Source organism: Methylacidimicrobium sp. B4, from assembly GCF_017310545.1.
Taxonomy (GTDB): domain Bacteria; phylum Verrucomicrobiota; class Verrucomicrobiia; order Methylacidiphilales; family Methylacidiphilaceae; genus Methylacidimicrobium.
The window spans coordinates 876,180-897,220 of the sequence record NZ_CP066203.1 but is presented as its reverse complement, the minus strand read 5'-3'; the positions used below and the strand labels follow the sequence as shown (position 1 = coordinate 897,220).

The following is a 21,041-nucleotide window of genomic DNA, read 5'->3' as shown; positions in this document are numbered from 1 at the left end:
CGCCGCCAGCCGTCACTCGGTCTGGAGCCGCTCCCACCCCCGGTCGCTCCGGTCGATCGACCGGCCGCACGCCCCATTGCCGAAGAGCCGCTGCCCTAGCTTCGGCCCTGGGAGCGGCGCGCACATTTTTGCTCGCGAAAGCGAGATTCTCCGTGCAATCCTCTAAGCAATCCTTTATAGACTTTAGGTTCGTAGCGAGGCGGGGGATCGCTTTTTAGCGTTCGCCCGCTCCCTCGGGGAAATGCCGCCGGGCAACAAGGGGTTCGTCGCGTCGGCTGGGACGTAAGCCCAGCACCTGTGACACGTTGCACCTCGAAGCGGGAGAGTTTGGCCTTCCGGCAAGCGGAAGCGCCAAGGGCGGCAGCTTACTCCCAGCAATCGGCAATCGTGGGAAGGCGGAGCCCATGAGAACGCGCAGCTCCTGGGTCGCGGGTCCGCCCGCCCCCTCCGAGAGATCCGCGAGCCGTCGGGGTGGCCGCCAGGACCGGTTCGCGGTGCTCGTCGACAGCCTGCTCATCCTCGCGGCCGGAATCCTGGTCTTCTGGCTGCGCACCGCATGGGAGGGCGGGACGATCACCTGGGACCGGAGCTACCGCCACGTCGGGTTTCTTTTGCTCTACCTGGTCCTCGTCCTCCTCTTTCTCCAGCGCGAAGGGGTCTACACGCTCGCCTGGGCGCGGGGGGAGAGCCGGGAGCTCTGGGCGGTCGTCAAAGGCGTGGTGCAGGGAGCGCTCCTCCTCATGGTGGCGTTCTACTTGGCCCGCATGCCGATCAGCCGCCTCATGGTCCTCTGGCTCTGCGGGATCTCGCTCCTCGCGCTGCCCGCGTGGCGGCTCTTTTTCTGGAACATCGCCAGGCGCGATGTCGACGCGGGCAACGGTTGGCGTCACGTCGTGATCGTCGGCGCTGGCCCCCGGGGTCGGGAGCTGGCGGGGATGCTTTCCGCCTCCGCTCACCTGGGGGTCTTCGTCCGGGGCTTCGTCGATGACTCCGAGGGCGAGGGGGTCCTGGGCGGGATTGCCGACCTTCCCCGGATCCTCGACCGCTACCTCGTCGACGAGGTCTTCATTTCCAGCCCGCCGCAGATGGACCAGTGGGAAACCATCCTGACCGAAACCCGGCAGCGGCGCAAGAACGTCTGGCTCCTTCCGACCCATCCGGCGGAAGGAGCCTCGATCCGGCCCGACTGGCGGGCCCTCGAGATGATCGGCGGCCGGCCGATCGTGCCGCTCCACTGGGAGCCCGTGCCGGTCCTCTGCCTTCTGCTCAAGCGCGCCATCGATTTCGCGGGATCGCTTGCGGGACTCCTGGTCCTCTCTCCCCTCTTCCTCGGCCTGGCGATCGCGATCAAGGCCCACGACGGAGGTCCGGTCTTCTATCGCTCCATCCGCATCGGGCGCAAGGGGAGGACCTTCTTCTGCTGGAAGTTCCGGACCATGGTGCCCGACGCGGAAGCCAGGAAGGCGGAGCTCGCCGCCCGGAATGAGCGGCAGGGACCGATGTTCAAGATCACGGACGATCCGAGGATCACCCCGATCGGCCGGATACTGCGCAAGTATAGCCTCGATGAGCTCCCCCAGCTCTGGAACGTCCTCAAGGGGGAGATGAGCCTGGTCGGACCCCGACCCCCCACCCCTGACGAGGTGGAGCGCTACGAGGAGCTGAGCGTGGGCTACTACCGCCGGCTCGACGCCAAGCCGGGAATCACGAGCCTCTGGGCGGTCGAGGCCCGCAGCGATCCCCGCTTCGAGCGGGCCGTCGAGCTCGACCGCTACTACATCGAGCACTGGAGCCCCTGGCTCGATCTCGCGATCCTCGTCCGCACCATTCCCGCCGTTTTCGGCGGGAGGGGGAGGTGAGCCTGCCGAATCTAAAGAACCTTGTGGAAAACAAAGTCTCAACCATTGACTCGTTCGGCAGATTCAGTATGTTCATCCCCGGAATCCGTTGGGAAGCTGTGCAGTAAGAGTAACCACAAGGAGGAACCCATGGAAAACAAAGGCCGATTACCAGGTCTCTTGCATCGACGGAAAGCGTTCCGGAACTGGACAGCGATCGCTCTTGCGGGAGGGTTGGGGCTATCCGGCGGAGCGACTGCCCCGCGGGTTGAGGCGGCTCAGGCGGTCCCGTTGGGCCAGGTGCGGGGCGTGGGTACGCTCGTGCAAAACGGTCTCCGGGTTCCCTTGGATGGAGGCGCCTTTCCGGCGGCCAGCGGCGCACGGCTGGAAACTCAGGGCGGAGCGCTTCGGGTCAACCTTCTCGATGGAAGCTGGGTCCAGCTCGGCCCCTACGGAGCAGCGACTCTAGAAAAAACGCCATCGGGGCTGCTCGCCACCGTCGCGTCGGGTCTCCTCCGTTTCCATCTGCCTTCCGGCGTCCATGCCTCTTTTCAGACCGAAAGGATGCATGCTGTCTCAGAAGGAGCTCAGGTGCGGGATGGGGAAATCCTTGCGGGACCCCTCGGGAGCACCTCGGTCTTCATGACCCAGGGGAGCCTCCCCGTCGAAGAATTGGGAACGCATCGGGTTTCGGTCGCTACCGTGGCGAGCCCGGTGGATTTAGGTGCCGGGGCCGCGAAGATCCGGCGCACCCCGCATCCTGCGGGGCTGGCGGAGGGAGACGCCGAGCTTCCTGCCGGGGCCAAGCCCGTTTTCGGAGCCGACGGTCGCTCGCTTGGCTACATCCCCAAGGGGGGCGGATTCGTGTCGAGCCCGGGAGTTGTGCCTCCGCTCTCCCACCCGATCGCCGAATCGAAGATTCCCTCGATGCTTCCGGGTGCGACGCCCGTCTTCGACAAGCATGGGAATTACCTCGGCTTCGTGAAGTCCGGAGTATTTAACGCAAAGCTCGAAAACGATCCCGATTTCACGCCCTTCATCGTCGTAGGCGCGGTCGTGGCGGGTGTCGGTGCCGGCGTGGGGTCGGCCGCCGCGGTCATCAGGCAGCCGTCTGCACCGCCCGTAACGCCAACCAGTCCCTAGGCTCGCTCGGAGGCCGGTGAGAGCCAGGCCCGATCTTTTCCGGAATTGCTGCATGAGGAGCCGCTCCCACCGTCGGTCCGCGCGAGCGGCCCTCACCGGTGCTTTGCTCACGCTTAGCGCTCTGCTCGCTCTCGGCGCCTGCTCGAGCACCAAGGCGCCGATCCCTCCCCTGGTCACCACCTTTCCGGGAGGCAGCCTCGACTCCCCCAACAGTCGGATCAACCATGTCGTCCTGGGGCAGGCGACCCAGGAGCCCGACCGCAACGAAGCTCCCTTGGGAGGAGGGGATCTCCTCGAGATCCACGTGGCGGATGTCCCGGAGCTGAAGGATCTCAAGGTGAGGGTGACCCCTGCGGGAACCATCTTGCTGCCGCTCCTTGGCCAGCTCCGGGTCGAGGGGATGACAGCAGAGGAGCTCCACGAGAAGCTGCGCACGCTGCTTGCGGAAAAGTATGTGAGGAATCCCCAGGTTTCGGTGTCCGTTGCCGAGATGCGGAGCCACAAGGTCGCCGTGATGGGCGAGGTCAATCATCCAGGCCTTTTCGACATGAACAGCCGGATGCGGGTGGCCGATGCAATCGGGATGGCCGGAGGCCTCAAGGATGAGGCCTCGCCACGTGTCTTCCTGATACGCCGCCAGCTGGAGCGAGCCGCTCCCACGCCCAATGAGGCCTCCGCCTCCCCGGCTTCGGCAAAAGCGGCAAAAGCGCTCCCGCCAGGCGCACTCGCTCCGGGCATGGTGGAGATCGACCTGCGCGAGCTGCTGGATGGGAAGGCCGACCGGGGAAATCTTCTCCTGCGTCCCGGCGATATCGTGGAAGTGCCGCGTGCGGGGACCGTCTACGTAGGGGGCAATGTCAAGAATCCAAAGGCGGTCGATATCCTCGGGGGGAAGATGACGACGCAGCAGGCGATCATCGCCGCCGGCGGGCCGACTCAGCTGGCGGCGATGGCCAAGGTCAGGGTCTATCGCCTGCTCCCCTCCGGGCAGCGCCAGGAGATCAAGCTCGACCTGAGCAAGAATAACAGCGCACGAATCGATTTTCCGGTGCAGAAGGACGACGTGGTGATGGTGGGGACCAGTGGCGCCATGGTGGCTTTGACCACCTTGAAGGACCTCATGTACCCAGCGATCATGGCCGCGTGGCTCTTTGGCCTCTAGGCTCCTATGGAGGAAATTCAACCAAGGCCACGGCAAAGCCTTGGGCCGCTCGGTCCCGGGAGGCCGGCTCCGGCGGAGCCTTTCGAGGAAGGCGGGGGCTGGGAGAGCGTTCGCGGGCTCTTTTCCGATATCCACCGCTATCGGGGAGCCGCTCTGGTCTTCTTTGCTTGCGTCTTCGTATTGACGGCCGTGGCTACCTTCACGCAAAAGCCGGTCTACGAAGGGGTCGCCGTGGTGAAGATCGGCACCGGGACAGGGAACACGATCCTCCCCTACCGGCAGGTCGGCGACGAGTCGGCCAACTTCTACGAGTATGACATCTTCTACCGGACCGAACTGGAGATTCTCAAGAGCCGGGGATTGGCCTCTCGGGTGGTCGAGCGCCTCGATCTGGAAGAGCATCCGGAGTGGTTTGGCCTCAAGCCGAGCTGGCGGCAGGCCGCCCGAAAGGCCGAAGCGGATGGGGAGGTGCATCTCTCGCCCTTGGCTGGCGTCCTCATGGCGTCTCTCAAGGTCGAGCCGGTCCGGAATACGCGGCTGGTCCGGATTCGCTGCGAAAGCAGGCAGCCGCTGGTGGCCGCTCAGCTCGCCAACGGATATGCCGAATCGTTCATCAGCTCTGGCCTCGACCGGAAGCTCGAGGCGAACCGCTATGCGAAAAAGTTCCTGGCGGGTCAGATGGATGCCTTGCGCAAGAAGATGACCCAAAGCGAGGAGCGGCTGGCCGACTTCATGGCGCAGGTGGGTCTCTCCCGATTGTCCCCCCAGGAGAAGGGTCCCGCCGAGAAGGAGCTGAGCCAGATTCGGGATTCGCTCTTCCGGGCTCGGCTTCTGATGCTCCAAAAGGCGATCCGGCTCGAGCGGGCGAAAGCCGCACTCGCCGAAGGCAAGGCGGGGGTGCCGGAAAATCCCTACACGCTCGAAATCAAGAAGCTGCTCCTCAAAGAGGTTGCGCGGTACCGGCAGATGGAGGAGACCTACAAGCCCGAGTATCCGGGCATGACGCGGCTCCATGCGGAAATCGAAGGATTGCAGAGCGCGCTTGCCCAGGAAAAGGAGGGGAGCGTAGCCGACCTCGAGGCCGACTCCGAGGCGGCCAAGGCGAACTATGAAAGCCTCGAGGCGGAGTTCGAGCACACGATGGAAAAGGTGCGAGGGGAGAACAAAGCCCTTGGCCAGTATGCCCTGCTGAAGCGAGAGGCCGACACCGACCGGGAGATGTATGCAAGCCTCATGAAGCGGATGCGGGAGACCGACATCACCTCGGCCCTCAATTCGAGCAACATCGAGGTAGTCGAGAGTGCGGAAATTCCCCGCTTCCCCTCCCGTCCGAAGAAAGCCCGCAACCTGCTGCTCGGCTTTCTGGGAGGGGGATTCGGCGGGATCGGGTTGGCGATCGCCTTGGCGAAGTTAGATACTCGGCTTCGGGGGAAGGAGGAGGTCGAGCGGGCCCTGGGCCTTCCCGTCCTCGGAGTGGTCCCCGATTCCGAAAGGCTCCGAGCCAGAGGCATCGACGAGATCCCCACCGATCTTCCCATCGCCCTGGCGGCGCACGTGGCCCCCGATTCGGCCTTGAGCAACTCCTTTCGCCAGATCCGCACCCTGCTCCATTACAGCCTTCCCGACCGGCGACCGCAGGTGATGCTGGTCACGAGCTCCCAATCAGGAGAGGGGAAGACCTCGACGGCGATCAACACCGCGACCGTTCTCGGCCAGCAGGGAACGGTCCTCCTCGTTGATTGCGATCTGCGCCGCCCCAATATCCACAAGACCTTAGGGCTCCGTACCCATCCGGGACTCTCGGAGCTGCTGACCAACCAGGCGGCCCTGGAGCAGGCGATCCAGCAAACGGCCCTTCCCAGCGTCTGGGCGATCGGAGCGGGACGCACCCCCTGCCACCCCGCCGATCTTCTCGGTGCCGCAGCGATGGCCTACCTCTGCCAATGGGCCCGCTCCCATTTTAGCTATGTCCTGCTCGATTGCCCTCCCTTGGCTGGAATACCCGATGCTGCCGTCCTGGGAATGTTGGTGGACGGAGCGGTCCTGGTCGTTCGCGATGGGGAGGTCGACCGATCGGAAGCGCGTCGGGCCGTGGATACCCTCTCGGTCGTCAATACGCGGATCCTGGGGGTCGTCCTGAATCGAGTACAGACGCCGAGCCCATCCTACTACGCCTATTACTACGCCTACCGGCTTCCCGGGGAGAGGCAGCGGCCCCCGTCGTCACACGGGCTCTCCGCGTCGTCCGGAAACGTGGATGCTTCTGAGCAAGCCGATTGAGGAGGAAAGTGGCCCGAGGGTCCCGCGGCGAAGCCGGAGCCTCGGCCTTCTGGGGAGCGGATTCGTCCTTCTTCTCTTGGTCTTTCGTCTTCTCGATTGGCCAAGCCCCAAGGAGAGCCTGCTTGTCGCCCCGCTGCAACCCGAGCGCTGGCTCGCCCTCGCCCAGGAGCGGGCCAATCAAGGAAGGCTCGAAGCAGCCAAGGCGATGCTCGCCGAGTGCCGGAGGGAAGCGGGGCCGGTTAGCCCGATCCGCCTCGAGGCAGCGATTCTGGCGATCGAGCTGGGGGACCTTCAGACGGCCTTCCGGGATCTCCGCTTCGTCTTTCGGTACGATCCCGACCTGCGCCGTCAAGCGGTTTATCTCGCGAAGGCGACCTGGGGGAGGGACGGCGGGCTTCGGCTCGTGCCCGCAAACGACACCCCGCTGCGCGCCGCCTACTTCGACCTCGCGCTGAAGGAGCGGTGGCCAGAGGAAGCCGCCGCTCTCTGGGCACGGGCGCAGCGGGAAAGAAAGCCGTTCGACCCCGACCTTTCCCGCCGTTACATCGAAGCGCTTTGCGAAGCCGATCAGTTGTCGGATGCGAGGAAGATCTGGGATGCGCTCTACCCGGGGGGAGGAACTGTCTGGAACGGGGGATTCGAGCAGGAGCTGGTGGGATGGGGCTTCGGATGGAGGATCAAGCCGCAGGGCGGTGTGGGCATCCGCCGGGACCGGCAGCGGGCTTCGGCGGGGAAGGCCTCCCTCCGGATCCGCCTGGCCGGTCTTTCGACCGAAACCGACCACGTGTTTGCCGAGCAGACGATCCTCTTGTCCCCCAACCATCGCTACGAGCTGCGCGCGAAGGGCAAGGCCGAGGAGATCACGAGCAGCTCGGGGCTGGTGATCGAAATCTGCGACCGGGAAACTGGGACCGTGTGGGCCACTACCCCGATTCTGGGTGCGACGACTGACTGGACGGAGCTCTCGGCCCCGGTGGTAGTCCCTCCCGACCAGAGCGTAGCCCTTTTGCAGATCAAATGGAAAGGGACCTCCGGCTGGGAAATCCCGACCTACGGCATGGCGTGGTTTGATGAGCTGGAGATCATCGAGTCTGCACCGGGAATCGAGTTTAAGGGAGCCTCGGCGGGACCCGGAATCCGCGCTCCCTAGTCGACTGGCTGGCTGGGCGGACGGCTTCGTCGAGTGGGGAACGCTCGGAGTCCTCGTGCTGGCGCCCTGGCTCTTCGGCGCCGTCGAGCTCTGGGCACAGGAGGGACTGTATTGCGCCACCTCTCTTTTGCTGGCAGCCCAGGTGGCCCGAGCAGCCGTCACTGGGAGGCCATCGCAGCTCCCGCCGGGCTGGCTGCCGGCGGCCTGCTTCCTGAGTTGGATCGCCTGCCAGGCGATCCCGATTCCCGCTCCACTGGTCGCCCTGCTCTCCCCAGAGCGCTTCCGGCTCGAGCAGATCGCTGCAGGGCTCCTCGGAGCCAAGGCGCCGAGCTGGCTGACCCTCTCGGTCGATCCCGTGCTCACGCGGCACTACCTATGGGAATTCCTGGGCATTGCCCTCTTTACGCTTCTTCTCTGGAACGTCATCGTCAACCGCGACCAGCTCCGCCGCCTTCTGCTCGCCATCATCGCGAACGGCGCTCTCTTGACGCTCTTTGCGATCATCCAGAGAGCGACCTGGGGAGGGGCCATCTACTGGGTGCGGCCGATTCATCTGGGTGGCGATCCCTTTGGGCCCTACGTCAATCGGACCCACATGGGTGGCCTGCTCCTGCTCATCATCCCACTGGGCTTGGGCTTCTTTTCCGCAGAAGCCGCCCGTTGGCAGAGTGGCGAACGCTTCGACTGGCGCGCATGGGTGCGTTTACCGGCCAAGGAGCTCTTCGAGCGGCTCTTTCTTCCGCTTCTCTTGCTGCTGATGGCGGCTGGGGTGCTGACCTCGAAATCGCGGGGAGCCTTGACGAGCCTTCTCCTGGGCCTCCTTCTGATGGCGCTCTGGTTCGCCTCCCGAGGGCGGGAGGGACGCACTGGCGCCGTTGCCATCGTGGCCTTTGTGCTGGCCGCACTTTTGGCCGCCCTGTGGGTTGCGGCCGATCTCTTTTTCGGAGCGACCGAGCGGTTGGCGGCAGAAGTCCTCGATCCAAAGGAGAGTAACCGGATCGCCCTCTGGAGCCAGGCTCTGGATCTCTGGAAGCGCTTCCCCTGGACCGGAAGCGGCATGGGGACCTTCGAACCCGCATTTCACCTGGTGCGCAAGGTCTTCCCGGGAAACCACGGTGTGACGCACGCCGAGAGCGACTACGTGCAGCTGCTCTGCGATACGGGAGTCGTTGGGCTCGGGTTGGCGATCTGGCTGGTGGTAGCCCTTTTGGCTCACGGATGGCATGCGGTCGGGGAATCAAAGAGCAGCTGGAGGGAGAAAATGTTCCTGGGAGGTGTCGTTTCGGTGGTTGGCGCCTGCTTGCAAGGCCTGGCAAACTTTGATCTAAGCATCATGGCTAACTGGTTATATGTAAGTGCAGCCGTTGTGGTGATGGGCAAAGCGGCGAAGCTGGGGATGGGCAGTAGTGAGGGAGCAGGCCGCGAACAGGAGCAAGCTGCCTGATGTTCGTTCCATCTCTCGATGAAAAGCAGCTGGTTAGTACAAAAGGCCCGGAAGGAAAGCAGGGCTCCTCGCTGAATTGAGTGGGTAAGGGGGGGAGCGGATTTCGGTTAAGGGATGGCAAGAAGCGGGGTTCTTGCCATCCGTCTTCGACGGATTTTTGGGGAGAGAGGAAGCCGTCAAGGACACTTCGACTTCGTCGATCCTCCTTGACGGCGGATGGCCAGACCGGGCTGCCTGGTGGATGCTTGCGGAATGGACGCAAACAAGCTTTTTGCTGCGGCGCTGCCACTGGGTTCGGAAGGGAAGGTGAGCCGGAGCGAGCTCTCCGCGAAGGAGCACACTCTGAAGATCTGGCTTGGGTTTTGAGCAAGGTCATCGGTTCGCCTCTCCGGAATGTCGAAGAGCTTCCCCCGTACACGACACGGTGGAGAAGCGGTGGAGGCACATGAACTTCTGGCAGTACCGGACCGAGTGGCTCGCTCGGGTTCCTCGGATCGACTGTCCGGAGCATGGAGTTCGGCTGGTGGAGGTTCCTTGGGCCAGGGCGGGGAGCGGGTTTACTCTCATGATGGAGGCGGTCATTTGGATGCTTTCCCGGGAGATGTCGGTTTCCGCGATGGCGGAGATGCTCAAGGAGCAAGAACCCCGGCTCTGGCGGGTCTTGGGGCATTCCGTGGAAAAGGCCTACCGACGCGAGGACTCGGGCGAGGTCAAGAAGATCCTGGTGGATGAGACCAGTAGCAAGCGGGGCCACCGTTACGTGACGGTCGTTCCCGATGCGGAGAGCCGGAAGCTGCTCTTCCTTGCCGAGGGGAGAGGAAAGGAGGCTCTGGATGCCTTCGCCAAGGAGAGGAAGGAACAGAATGCCGATCCGGGGCAGATCGAAGCGATCTGCATGGATATGAGCCCCTCTTCCATCTCTGGAGCCCGGGAGGGTTTTTCCGAAGGCGGAGAGGATTTTTGATCCTTTCCCGCTCATGCCGATGGCGGGAGAGGCGGTCGACCAGGTGCGCAAGGAGTTCGGGCGTCAAGGGTTGCTGCCGAAAGGAAGCCTCTGGGCGCTCCGAGGTAACGAATGGACGCGAAGCGAGGAGCAGAAGGGTCTGCGGAGTTTCCTTTGCGCCGCCTATCCTCGATTGGGAAGAGCCATTGGGTTGCGGGATGCGCCCCAAGAGATCCTCTCCCAGGAGGATCCCCAAGAGCTCCGTTGGTGGTTCCGGTGGGCGGATCGCAGTCGGCTTGCCCCCTTCCGAAGACTCTCCAAAACCATCCAAGAGCATCTGGGGGGAATCATCGCCTTTCTCCAGAGCCGGATCACCAACGGAACCATCGAAGCGATCCACGGGCTGATCCAGCTTGCCAAAAGGATGGCCAGAGGCTTTCGGAGCTTCCCCTACCTAAGAATTGCCGCGTTCCTCAAAGCCGGGAAGTTGCGGCTCCATCTTCCGGATCAACCTGCTTGAAACAGCCAAAGGGCAACATTATGTTACACATGTTCCAAATCTTATCCAGATTCTCCCGATATTGTCAAAGGTTGCAGGCCGCCCTCTTGAATAGGCGCGATCCAGAATTGCTCGCAAAACTTCGAGAAAGGGAGCGGCAAATTACTGGGATGGCCGCAACGGCTGAGCAGTTGCGCTCGCAATGCGATCTGCTCGCTGCTCAACTTTTGGAACTTAGCTCCGTCGCAGGCCCCGACAAGGACTCCGCTCAGCGTGTCGGGCTGATAAAGTGTGCCGCGCAGCTGAGAAGCCGCTACCTTGACCTTATCGAAGCCACGCTTATCGGATCGATTTCGGAAGACCCACCGCTTCCGAGCAGCGGCGTCAAGTCATTCGATCCAGATGCTCGTAGTTTAGGTCTCGACTGGCCGTCAAGCGCATTCTCCATGATTGGCGCGGCGCGCATGAAAAATTTGGCTCCTCGCTGAATTGAGTGGGTAAGGGGAGAGCGGATTTCGGTTAAGGGATGGCAAGAAGCGGGGTTCTTGCCATCCGTCTTCGACGGATTTTTGGGGAGAGAGGAAGCCGTCAAGGACACTTCGACTTCGTCGATCCTCCTTGACGGCGGATTGCCAGACCGGGCTGCCTAGTTGATGCTTGCGGGATGGACGCGAACAAGCTTTTTGCTGCGGCGCTGCAACTGGGTTCGGAATGGAAGGTGAGCCGGAGTGAGCTCTCCGCGAAGGAGCACACTCTGAAGATCTGGCTCGATTTTCAGCAAGGTCATCGGTTTCCCTGTCCGGAATGTCGAAGAGCTTCCCCCGTACACGACACGGTGGAGAAGCGGTGGAGGCACATGAACTTCTGGCAGTACCGGACCGAGTTGATCGCTCGGGTTCCTCGGATCGACTGTCCGGAGCATGGAGTTCGGCTGGTGGAGGTTCCTTGGGCCAGGGCGGGGAGCGGGTTTACTCTCATGATGGAGGCGGTCATTTTGATGCTTTCCCGGGAGATGTCGGTTTCCGCGATGGCGGAGATGCTCAAGGAGCAAGATACCCGGCTCTGGCGGGTCTTGGGGCACTACGTGGAAAAGGCCTACCGACGCGAGGACTGGAGCGAGGTCAAGAAGATCCTGGTGGATGAGACCAGTAGCAAGCGGGGCCACCGTTACGTGACGGTCGTTACCGATGCGGAGAGCCGGAAGCTGCTCTTCCTTGCCGAGGGGAGAGGAAAGGAGGCTCTGGAAGCCTTCGCCAAGGAGATGAAGGAACATAATGCCGATCCGGGGCAGATCGAAGCGATCTGCATGGATATGAGCCCCTCCTACATCTCTGGAGCCCGGGAGTTTTTTCCGAAGGCGGAGAGGATTTTCGATCATTTCCATGTCATGCAGATGGCGGGAGAGGCGGTGGACCAGGTGCGCAAGGAGTTCGGGCGTCAAGGGTTGCTGCCGAAAGGAAGCCTCTGGGCGCTCCGAGGCAACGAATGGACGCGAAGCGAGGAGCAGAAGGGTCTGCGGAGTTCCCTTTGCGCCGCCTATCCTCGATTGGGAAGAGCCATTGGGTTGCGGGAGGCTCTCCAAGAGATCCTCTCCCAGGAGGATCCCCAAGAGCTCCGCTGGTGGTTCCGGTGGGCTGATCGCAGTCGGCTTGCCCCCTTCCGAAGACTCTCCAAAACCATCAAAGAGCATCTGGGGGGAATCATCGCCTTTCTCCAGAGCCGGATCACCAACGGAACCATCGAAGCAATCAACGGGCTGATCCAGCTGGCCAAAAGGATGGCCAGAGGCTTTCGGAGCTTTCACTACCTGAGAATTGCCGCGTTCCTCAAAGCCGGAAAGTTGCGGCTCGATCTTCCCGCTCTACCCACTTGAAACAGCGAAGAGGCAAAAATTTTCGCTCTCTCATTGAGCGGGTGATCATCGACAAGGTTCCCGGCGATATCGTGGAGACGGGCGTTTGGCGCGGAGGCGCGTGCATTATGGCTCGAGCGGTTTTGGACGCATACGACATTCATGATCGGCGAGTGATGCTTGCGGACTCCTTCGAAGGCCTACCCCGCCCGGACACAAATCGGTATCCTGCGGACGCGGGTTCACCCTTCCACGAATATCGCGAACTCGCCGTCTCACTCGAAGAAGTGCAACGCAATTTCCAGAAATTCGGACTCTTGGACGATCAGGTTGTTTTCGTTAAGGGTTGGTTCAAGGACACGATGCCCAGCTTCCCTTCCGAAAGGATCGCCGTGTTGCGTCTGGACGGCGACATGTATGAGTCGACGATCGATCCCTTGAGGCATCTTTTTGATAAAATCCCCGAGGGTGGCTGGATTATAGTTGATGATTACGATGTCGTCCCGATGTGTAAAACAGCCGTTACGGACTTCCTCGCAGGACGTGGCCTGACGTTACGTATAGCAACGATCGATGGAAGCGGGGTCTTTTTCCAGAAAAAAGCCTAAACAGGCTGCTTGCTGCGTTGTGCAGTCATTTAGCCGCCATTTCTCACCATCGCAAGGTTTCGCGCGAAAAAGCGTAGGTTGACGCGATTGAGACGAGTTGCGGCAGGGTAGGGGTTTTCGTGAGCGGGGATGGAGCAAGATGTGGGCTCGATGTAACTTAATCTCAGTCGAGTAAAGAGGAAGAGTCCGGGGTCCCCGGTGAATGGAGTGGATAGAGAGCGCTTGAGATTTCATATTCCATTGTGAGGACGGCAAGCCCTCCGCTTCTTGCCATCCGTTTCTGACAGATTGTGGAGAGAGAGCAGATCGTTAAGGACACTTCGGCTTCGCCGATCCTACTTGACAACGGATTTCCACACCGGGCTGCCTAGTGGATGCTGGAGGGATGGACGCGAACAAGCTTTTCGCTGCGGCACTGCCACCCGGTTCCGAATGGAAGGTGACCGGGAGCGAGCTCCGCTCGCAGGAGCATACTCGGAAGATCCGGCGCGATTTCAAGCGGGGTCATCGGTTCCTCCGTCCGGGACGCCGGCTTCCTTCGACGGCACTACCCACACAAAAGAGCGAGGACCCGTTCTGGCCAAGAGAAATTGGGTTGCGAGATGCGCCCCAAGAGATCCTCTTCCGGGAGGATCCTCAAGAGCTTTGCTGGTGGCTGCCGTGGGACGATCACAGCCGGCTTGCCTTCCTTCCGAAGACTGTCCAGCAGAATCAAAAGAGCGCATGGGAGGAATCATCACCTTTCTTCAGAGTTGGATCACCAACGGAACCAACGAAGCGATCCACGGGCTGATTCAGCTTGCCAAAAGGATGGCCAGAAACTTTCGGAGCTTCCGCTACCTGCAGATTGCCGCGTTCCTCAAAGCCGGGAAGTTGCGGCTCCATTTTCCGGCTCAACCTGCTTGAAACAGCCAAGGGGCATCGCAAGCTGCGCTTCGACTCCCGTCGCGAAGCATGCACCTTACCTCGGCGCGGACCGCCGCAAGAGTGCCCGGAGGGCTGTTGCCGAGGAGATCTGCAGCTGGCGGATAAGAAACGAAGCCCGGTCGGTGCGCGCTCTGGATATACCGACAAGAACGGTACATAGAGGAAGATTCGGGGGCCGAGGCTTGGAAGCGCCTAGGGCTTGGCGCATGCGGATCCTTTGATGGAGAGGAAGAATTGAGGATGGAAACCGATCGGGAAGAGTCGATGCTGGCTTCTGTGTCGCTTCCGTCCGAGGCGGAAGCCGGGGGCAATGCTCTTCCTGATCGGGAAGAGTCGGCTCCCCATCGCATCGCGCGGAGTGCGGTTGGACTCAGCATCCTCTCGGTCCTGGGTCCGCTATCCGGGTTTCTCGTGGAGATCGCCCTGGGATGGCGTTATGGCGTCGGTTCCCTGGTTGACGGGTATCGGGTCGGGCTTGTCTTCTTCCTTTTCGCGCAATCGGTCGCCTGGGGGATATTGCCCAATCTTGTGGTCCCGTTGTTCTCCGAAGCGACGCGGGAGAAGCGGGCCAGCGAAGGCTGGCGGGTCATTTCCGAGCTCGGGCTCATTTTCTTGGCGATCGGCATTGGGATTGCGATCGGAGGAAGCCTGTGCGCTCCCCTCCTTGCTCGGTGGCTCGCCCCTGGGCTTGATGCGGCCGGGCTCACCGCCGCAACCGCCTTCGTGCGCTCGTTCTGCCTGGCAATCCTCCCGCTCGCCTGGTCCGGGATCTTGACCGGGCTCTTTCAATGCCATGGCATTTTCTGGGTCCAGCCCGCCGCGCAAGCACTCTACAACCTGATCCTGCTCGGAGCGATTCTCTGGGGCGGGCCGGATCGCCTGGTTCTCGCGCCGATCCTCGGATGCTCTCTGGTCGGCATCTTGTTCCTAGGCAGGCTCCTGCCGCTGGCGCGGCGAGGAGGGGTCTCTCCTTGGGTTGGAAGGATCTGCTCGCCGAGGCTGGGAGCATTTTTTTGGAATGGAGTGCCGCTTTTTCTGACCATGGGTGTCGGATACGTCGGTGTCATCTTCTTGACGCGGGCGACATCTCTGCTCGCCGCAGGCTCGGTTGCCAGCTTTGGATATGCGTGGAAGATCTTGCAGCTCGGGCTGATTGTCCCGGGGGCGCTTGCGACGGTGCTTTTTCCGCGAATGTCGGAGGCGTGGGGCGGGAGAGAGCCAGGGGAATTCCAGCGGCTCTGGCAGGAGGGGTTGCGGTGGATGATCTTTCTCTCGACTCCACTCATGCTTCTTTGCGTCATCCTGAGCCGCGACTTGGTATCGGTGCTCTTTGCGCGAGGTGCCTTTTCGGGGGCGGCCATCGAAGAAACGAGCATGGTGGTCGCGATTTTGGGCCTTGCGATTCCGGCCGCCGCGGGAACCGCCTTTTTGCAAAAAGGCTTCTACTCTCGCGGCGAAACCCTCTTTCCCAGCATCATTTCGGTGTTGGGAGCGATTCTGGTGATGGCGTTGTCCGAGGCAACGGCGCGGAAGTTCGGCCTTCTCGGGTTGGCGTGGCTCAATCCGAGCATTGGATGGATGACCTTCCTCTGCTTGGCCTTTTCTTCACGAAGCGCCGATTCGAGATCAGGGCAGGCCTGGAGCCACTTTCTGGCGAGGATGCTTGTTGCCAGCACCGCCGCGGGCCTGGTCGCCTACTGGGCCAGCCAATGGATCTCCTCTGGATCCCTGGTCGGTTCCGTGCTGCGGCTGGGGCTTGCTTCTACCTGTTCCGTAATCACCTATCTTCTTATCCTCAGCGCTCTGGGCCTTTCCGAGGCGGCTCGCCTGCTCGTGTACGCCGGATGGCAGCTGCGAGCGATCATGAAGACATGCGCCTTTTCCTGGCAGCGGGGCTTAAGGGGATTGCGGCTGTTTGGGTAAAATGGGCGAGGGCCGAGAGGCGGAGATGGACAAAGCCTCCCGGAGCGGGAGCGCTGTGCGAGGGCGATCGTCTCTCTTCCGGAAGCCCGTCAGATTTTGGCCTTCGTTGCCCTGTCCAGTAAGGATAGCGCGGTCTATGCGGCATCGCGGATGGGTCAATTTAGGGGTTTGCGGAAGATTTCACTTCCATAACTACGCGCCGTATCTAGCCGAATGGGAGGTCCTCAACCGTTTTTACTACTCGCACCGGATCGGCCCGCAGCTCTTCCCTACCCGCCCGGGCGTCGGCGTCAACCTGTGGGGAAAGGAGTACCTCATGCGGGCCAGCGCTCGCCTCTTCGGAGAGGCGCCGACGCAGCGGCTTCTTCCCTCCCTCCATGACTGGTGGGAGGCGGGAGTACTTCGTTCGTGGACGCCCGCTCCTCTTTGGCACCTCCTGCTTCACGGCACAGCACGGCGCATCCTGCGGAGGGGAAAGGCCGAGGGAAGCGTTCTCCTCGGCGAAGCCGTCAACGCGCATCCCCGCGCGTTGGCAGCCCTCCTGCAAGAGGAGGAAGACCGTCTTGGGTTTGCCTCCGGCGACAAGGTGCGATCGGGCAACGAGCGGTTGCTGGAGGAATTGGAATCGGTCGATCATCTGCTGATCGCTTCCCGATGGCTCAAGCGCTCCTTTCTTCAAAACGGCTTCCCCGAGGAACGCATCCACCTTCTTCCCTACGGGGTCAACTTGGCCCGGTTTACGCCGGGATCTCGAGAGCGGCCGGTCCGCGCTCCCTTTCGCGTTCTCTGCGTCGCTCATATCTCCCCAAGAAAAGGGCATATCGACCTGCTCGAGGCCTGGAGATTGCTTGGACTGCCGGATGCTGAGCTTCTCCTCATCGGAACCATGAGCGAACCGATGAGACGCGCATTAAGGCGGTACGAGGGGCAGTACAAGCATATCCCTTTCATCGCCAACGGCGAGCTTCCCTGCTACTATCGGAGCGCATCGGTCTTCGTTCTCCCCTCGATCGAGGATGGCTTTGGGGTGGTTTGCTTGGAAGCGATGGCTTGCGGGCTTCCGGTGATCGTAACGGAAAATACGGGTGCGGCCGATATGATCGTCCCGAAGAGCACCGGCTTCGTGGTTCCGATTCGTTCTCCGGAGCGGATTGGGGAGGCACTGGAGAGCCTGTATCGTGATCGCACGCTCCTCGCAAGGATGGGAGAGGAGGCGGCGCGGGAAGCGAAACGCGCGTTCGGCTGGGAGAATTATGCGAGGCTCCTCGGGGAAGCCTATGGAAGATTGATGGGTGGAGCCACACAAGGCTAGAGGTGGATCGCTAGAAGGATCGCTAGAAGGAAGGGTCGAAAAGCAGAGCTCCGGCGATGATCGAGCCATTCGCAAGACAATGAAGCTTCTGGTATTCTATGCCCATTTCGGGCCCTATCACATGGCAAGGGCGCGGGCGCTCTTGAACGAGGGCGGCGTCGACCCGGTCTTTCTTGAGCTTTCCCAAAACCAGAAGAGTCATCCGTGGCTTGGCGAAAGCGAGGAACGGGGCATTCCCTTGTTCAGCCTTTGCTCGGGGGCGCTCGAGCAGATCGACCACAAGGAAGCCTGCTCCCGCATGAGGGAGTTTCTCGACCGGATTGCGCCGGATGTAGTGGCAACGGCCGGATACGGTTGGGGTGTCCTTCGCGCGCCAGCATGGTGGGCCTTGCGGAGGCGGCGGGGGAGCGTCCTGCTCTTTGAGACAACGCGACACGACAAGCAGCGGAATTTTTTCGTGGAAGCGCTCAAGCGGTCGATCGTTCCCCGATTGTACAACACCGGGTTCGTCGGCGGGCGCGCGCATCGCGACTATCTCGTCGAATTGGGTATCCCCTCCGATCGAATTTGGGGACCACACTCCATCGTCGATAACGACTTCTTTGCCTCGGGTGTCAGCAGAGCTCGCGCGGAGGAAGGAACTTGGCGGAAACGACTCGGGCTTCCGCCGCGCTATTTTGTTTTCGTAGGGCGGCTGGCGCCTGAAAAAAACGTCTTTGGTCTTTTGCGAGCCTACCGCTCCTATCGAGACCGGGGGGGGGATAGGAGCCTGCTTCTCTTGGGCGATGGTCCCCAGCGCGCGGATCTCGAGCGTCATATCGAGGAGCATCGGATCCCGGAGGTGCTGGTGCGGGGATTTGTCCCGACTTCGGATCTCCCGCCCTATTACGCATTTGCCGATGGCTTGGTTCTTCCCAGCACGATCGAGCCTTGGGGCCTGGTCGTGAACGAAGCGATGGCCGCCGGGCTGCCGGTCGTCGCATCGGAAACCTGCGGGTCCGCTCCCGATCTCGTCGGCTCGGCAAACGGCTTCCTTTTTTCCCCGGGCGACACCGACGGCCTGGCGGCGCTCCTGATGCGGGTGGCCTCGATGGCCGAGGAAGAGCGCAGGGCCTTGGGGAAGGAATCGGAGCGGATCATTCAGGGCTTCGGCCCGCAGCAATGGGCGAAAGGGCTCATGAGTGCAGCCCGCGCCGCGCGCGAGGCTCGAGGCGGATGAGCGTGCAGCCGGCGTTTTCCAGGGTCATTCGAGGGCAGGCGCATCGGGACCCGGCTGCTTTCCGGGAGGGGAGGGCGAAAGGGCGGCCCGACTCTCCCATTCCGGAGCTTCCTTCACTCTGGGGGGTCTGGATAGCGGCGGGAGTCCTTTCGGTGGTGCTCGGCGCTTGGCTGCTCGAGGGGATCGTGGGGCCGTCCGAAGGCTTGGCACAGGCGATCGGAGTGGGCACCCTGGCGGCCATTTGCCTGGGGATCGTAGCTGCTCTCTGGAAGGACCCGGGGGCGTTGGTGAGCCCCGGCGTCGTGCTGGGCGCTGGCTGCATCTATCTCTTCGTCCTCGATATGGCCCTGCTCCGGCGAATGGAGGGATTTCCCCTTCGAGTGGTTTTTCTCTCGGAGACGCTGGGTGCGCTCTTCGTCGCCCTCGCCTTCCTGGGCTGGTCGGCCTTTCGTCCGAAGCGGAGCCCGCTCGCGGGCCTGCTCCGCTGGGCAGACTTTAGCCTGAAGCCCGGCCTCTACTTTTGGGCGGCGCTGCTGACGTTCGGGATGGAGTATGCCAAGCGGTTGCTCCTGGCCAACGGGAACTTTGCCTTAGTTGTGGAGGATCTGCTTGCGTCCCGGTCGGTCGGGCTCGAGGGGAACGAATTGCATTCGGGACCGGTCGGAGACTGGCGAGGCCTGCTCTTCTTTACCCAGACTTTCTTTCTCCTGGTCCCCTTTTGCGCCATGCGGGCTTGGACCTCCGACCTTTCCTTCGGAAGGAAAGCGATCTTGGCCGGCGTTGTCGCCTTGAATCTGGTGACGCTCGTCCTGGAGGGAGCGCGCGGCTCTGTTCTCCAAGCGATCGGCTTGCCTCTCATGGTGCGCTTCATCGAACGGCGCGGCAATCTCCGGCGGCTTCTGGCCGGGACGCTCGCCGGACTCATCGTGCTGACTCCCCTGACCGATTTCATGGTGTCGGTGAGGGGCTACGGATGGGAAGCGGCCCAGGATATCGAAAGGCCCGAGCTCGAGCTTGGGGGATCCAAGCGGGATGACAATCTCTACTGGATCGCGAATTTGGTCGACTCCTTGGAGCGGGATGGGGGAGTGGAGTCTCACCAGGGACCGATCGGTTTTCTCTGGGCTGCGGGTGAGATTGGGAAATTTGTGGCCATCACCTTTGTTCCCAGGGTCTTTTGGCCGGGAAAACCCGATCCGCGCGACCTGGGCGATGATACCCGCTCTTGGTGGGCCAGCCGCTCGATCGTCGGCGATCTGGTCGGGGCCGGAGGGCTGAGCGGCCTGTTCGTCGGGGCTTTCGTCTTTGGGCTGGGAACCCGCTGGCTTCTCGGCCCCCTTTACCCGCTTCCCAAAAGGGAGGGAGCCATGCTCTGCTACGCCTACCTCCTGCTGCTGCTCCAGATGCAGCTTCGAGCGGTAACGACCTATCAAGCCGGCCTCGTCATCTTGGCGATCTTGATCGTGAGCTGCGGCGCTTTGCGGATGATCGTCGAGAGGAAACGGAGGGCGGAAGTTCCGTGAGGCCCCCTCGGGTCCTCGTGCTGGCTCCCCTTCTGGCGCGGAGCTCGGGAGGATTGGCGAGCGCCGTTTCGGCCCTGAGCGAGCTCCTCTGCTCGGCGGGGTGGGGCTTGCGGGTGCTGACGACCGACCTTGGAGCGAGCCGGGACGAGGAGAGAGCCCGGCTCGATGCGCGGGCCAGCTGTTCGGTGTTCCCCGTGGGAAACGGATGGAACCGCTGGATGTATCGTTCTCCGGAGCTAATCGGTTGGGTCCGGAGCCACATTCGCGACTACGACCTCCTGGATATTCAAGGAGTCTGGCTCGATGTGGCTGTTGCCGCCGCGCGCGCCGCTTTCGAGAGCGGAGTCCCCTACGTGTTCACGCCGCATGGGCAAGCCTCTCGACAGGATCGGAAGAAAAAACTCTGGAAAAAGCTTCTCTTTCAAAAGCTCCTGCTGGAAGAGGCGTGGCGGCGCGCAGCCGCGATCCGCTTCCTGGTCGAGGAGGAAAAAGAGCTCTGCGCCCTTCCTCCGCATCCCGGATCGGTCGTCATCCCCAACTTCGTCAGGATTCCGTCCCTCTCCCAGGAAGAAAAGGAACGGGGTGCGGCGAGGATCTCATGGGATGGGCCGGTGATCCTTTTCCTGGGGCGGATCAGCCCGCAGAAGGGAGTCCTTGAGATTCTCAGCGCCTTTGAGCGCGTCTACCGGAGTCGGCCCGATGTGCATCTGGTCGTTGCGGGACCCGACCAGGGCTCTTACGGCGCATGGGTACGAACCCAAGCATCCCAGATGGCAGGGAAAGCCCATGTGCACTTTGTCGGCCCGGTGTATGACGCGGAAAAGTGGGCTCTTCTCAGTTCGGCTTCTCTCTTTGTCACGCTTTCCCGCAACGAAGGCCTGCCCATGGCGGTGATCGAGGCGCTCGGTGCCGGAGTGCCCATCCTGATCACCGCCGAAGCCAATGTCGGGGCGGCCGTCGAGGCGGGAGCAGGATGCCTCGTGCGCCTGGAAGATTTGGATGGAGTAGCCGGGCGAATGCTGGAAATCCTGGGGAATGCGGAGCTACGCGAGAGGATGTCCCGGAACGCACGCCGCTTCTTTGCGGAGCGGTACTCCTGCGAAGCCGTGCGGGGCGATCTGCTCTCCTTTTATGAACGCCTTTCGGGGCCGGCCCGCGGATCCGGAACGGGCGAGGGGAGAGGCAATCGGGCGGAATGAAGCATCCAAAAAGAGGAGG

Annotated in this window: 17 protein-coding genes; all 17 read left to right on the top strand. The window is 62.2% G+C overall.

What is annotated here, in order from left to right; all coding sequences use genetic code 11:
* The first annotated feature begins 404 nt into the window (after window positions 1-404).
* The 17 genes from MacB4_RS04335 to MacB4_RS04260 all read left to right on the top strand — a co-directional run bounded on the left by MacB4_RS04335 (window position 405) and on the right by MacB4_RS04260 (window position 21,022).
* Complete coding sequence (locus tag MacB4_RS04335; RefSeq protein WP_206864616.1) at window positions 405-1,859, top strand: sugar transferase; 1,455 nt, start codon at window positions 405-407, stop codon at window positions 1,857-1,859.
* Between the two features lie 129 nt (window positions 1,860-1,988).
* A complete protein-coding gene (locus MacB4_RS04330) occupies window positions 1,989-2,981 on the top strand; it encodes a hypothetical protein (protein ID WP_206864615.1) in 993 nt (330 codons plus the stop codon).
* A 52-nt stretch (window positions 2,982-3,033) separates the two neighbouring features.
* Window positions 3,034-4,143 (top strand): polysaccharide biosynthesis/export family protein, encoded by a 1,110-nt coding sequence (locus MacB4_RS04325; RefSeq protein WP_206864613.1) that lies wholly within the window; start codon window positions 3,034-3,036, stop codon window positions 4,141-4,143.
* A 6-nt stretch (window positions 4,144-4,149) separates the two neighbouring features.
* On the top strand, window positions 4,150-6,423 hold the full coding sequence (locus tag MacB4_RS04320) for a polysaccharide biosynthesis tyrosine autokinase (RefSeq protein ID WP_206864611.1): 2,274 nt from the start codon (window positions 4,150-4,152) through the stop codon (window positions 6,421-6,423).
* On the top strand, window positions 6,401-7,573 hold the full coding sequence (locus MacB4_RS04315; RefSeq protein WP_206864609.1) for a hypothetical protein: 1,173 nt from the start codon (window positions 6,401-6,403) through the stop codon (window positions 7,571-7,573). Before MacB4_RS04320 ends, MacB4_RS04315 begins: the two co-directional genes overlap by 23 nt.
* A gap of 55 nt (window positions 7,574-7,628) precedes the next feature.
* Entirely contained in the window at window positions 7,629-9,017 is a 1,389-nt protein-coding gene (locus MacB4_RS04310; protein WP_206864608.1) for an O-antigen ligase, read from the top strand.
* 355 nt (window positions 9,018-9,372) lie between these two features.
* Entirely contained in the window at window positions 9,373-9,981 is a 609-nt protein-coding gene (locus MacB4_RS11220) for a transposase (RefSeq protein WP_242529330.1), read from the top strand.
* Window positions 9,982-9,994: 13 nt separating this feature from the next.
* A complete protein-coding gene (locus MacB4_RS11215) occupies window positions 9,995-10,480 on the top strand; it encodes a transposase (protein WP_242529329.1) in 486 nt (161 codons plus the stop codon).
* Window positions 10,481-10,629: 149 nt separating this feature from the next.
* The gene (locus tag MacB4_RS04300) at window positions 10,630-10,947 is read left to right on the top strand and encodes a TylF/MycF/NovP-related O-methyltransferase (protein ID WP_206864606.1); all 318 of its coding nucleotides are present in this window, start codon (window positions 10,630-10,632) and stop codon (window positions 10,945-10,947) included.
* Between the two features lie 176 nt (window positions 10,948-11,123).
* Entirely contained in the window at window positions 11,124-12,332 is a 1,209-nt protein-coding gene (locus MacB4_RS04295) for an ISL3 family transposase (protein ID WP_206864604.1), read from the top strand.
* 41 nt (window positions 12,333-12,373) lie between these two features.
* On the top strand, window positions 12,374-12,919 hold the full coding sequence (locus MacB4_RS04290; RefSeq protein WP_242529328.1) for a TylF/MycF/NovP-related O-methyltransferase: 546 nt from the start codon (window positions 12,374-12,376) through the stop codon (window positions 12,917-12,919).
* A gap of 723 nt (window positions 12,920-13,642) precedes the next feature.
* Window positions 13,643-13,825, top strand: coding sequence for a transposase (locus MacB4_RS04285; RefSeq protein ID WP_206864601.1), 183 nt, complete (start codon window positions 13,643-13,645; stop codon window positions 13,823-13,825).
* Between the two features lie 261 nt (window positions 13,826-14,086).
* Window positions 14,087-15,769: a murein biosynthesis integral membrane protein MurJ gene (gene murJ / locus MacB4_RS04280; RefSeq protein ID WP_206864598.1), complete on the top strand. Its 1,683-nt coding sequence runs from the start codon at window positions 14,087-14,089 to the stop codon at window positions 15,767-15,769.
* A 136-nt stretch (window positions 15,770-15,905) separates the two neighbouring features.
* Window positions 15,906-17,081: a glycosyltransferase family 4 protein gene (locus MacB4_RS04275; protein WP_206864596.1), complete on the top strand. Its 1,176-nt coding sequence runs from the start codon at window positions 15,906-15,908 to the stop codon at window positions 17,079-17,081.
* A 79-nt stretch (window positions 17,082-17,160) separates the two neighbouring features.
* On the top strand, window positions 17,161-18,300 hold the full coding sequence (locus MacB4_RS04270) for a glycosyltransferase family 4 protein (RefSeq protein WP_206864595.1): 1,140 nt from the start codon (window positions 17,161-17,163) through the stop codon (window positions 18,298-18,300).
* On the top strand, window positions 18,297-19,823 hold the full coding sequence (locus MacB4_RS04265) for a hypothetical protein (RefSeq protein WP_206864593.1): 1,527 nt from the start codon (window positions 18,297-18,299) through the stop codon (window positions 19,821-19,823). The genes MacB4_RS04270 and MacB4_RS04265 overlap by 4 nt, the downstream gene beginning before the upstream one ends.
* Window positions 19,820-21,022 (top strand): glycosyltransferase, encoded by a 1,203-nt coding sequence (locus MacB4_RS04260; protein WP_206864592.1) that lies wholly within the window; start codon window positions 19,820-19,822, stop codon window positions 21,020-21,022. The genes MacB4_RS04265 and MacB4_RS04260 overlap by 4 nt, the downstream gene beginning before the upstream one ends.
* The last annotated feature ends 19 nt before the right edge of the window (window positions 21,023-21,041 follow it).

Coding starts and splice junctions, on each gene's coding strand:
- MacB4_RS04335 (WP_206864616.1), top strand. CDS start 405: ATGAGAACGCGCAGCTCCTGGGTCGCGGGTCCGCCCGCCCCCTCCGAG.
- MacB4_RS04330 (WP_206864615.1), top strand. CDS start 1,989: ATGGAAAACAAAGGCCGATTACCAGGTCTCTTGCATCGACGGAAAGCG.
- MacB4_RS04325 (WP_206864613.1), top strand. CDS start 3,034: ATGAGGAGCCGCTCCCACCGTCGGTCCGCGCGAGCGGCCCTCACCGGT.
- MacB4_RS04320 (WP_206864611.1), top strand. CDS start 4,150: ATGGAGGAAATTCAACCAAGGCCACGGCAAAGCCTTGGGCCGCTCGGT.
- MacB4_RS04315 (WP_206864609.1), top strand. CDS start 6,401: ATGCTTCTGAGCAAGCCGATTGAGGAGGAAAGTGGCCCGAGGGTCCCG.
- MacB4_RS11215 (WP_242529329.1), top strand. CDS start 9,995: ATGCCGATGGCGGGAGAGGCGGTCGACCAGGTGCGCAAGGAGTTCGGG.
- MacB4_RS04300 (WP_206864606.1), top strand. CDS start 10,630: ATGGCCGCAACGGCTGAGCAGTTGCGCTCGCAATGCGATCTGCTCGCT.
- MacB4_RS04295 (WP_206864604.1), top strand. CDS start 11,124: ATGGACGCGAACAAGCTTTTTGCTGCGGCGCTGCAACTGGGTTCGGAA.
- MacB4_RS04285 (WP_206864601.1), top strand. CDS start 13,643: ATGGGAGGAATCATCACCTTTCTTCAGAGTTGGATCACCAACGGAACC.
- murJ (WP_206864598.1), top strand. CDS start 14,087: ATGGAAACCGATCGGGAAGAGTCGATGCTGGCTTCTGTGTCGCTTCCG.
- MacB4_RS04275 (WP_206864596.1), top strand. CDS start 15,906: ATGCGGCATCGCGGATGGGTCAATTTAGGGGTTTGCGGAAGATTTCAC.
- MacB4_RS04270 (WP_206864595.1), top strand. CDS start 17,161: ATGAAGCTTCTGGTATTCTATGCCCATTTCGGGCCCTATCACATGGCA.
- MacB4_RS04265 (WP_206864593.1), top strand. CDS start 18,297: ATGAGCGTGCAGCCGGCGTTTTCCAGGGTCATTCGAGGGCAGGCGCAT.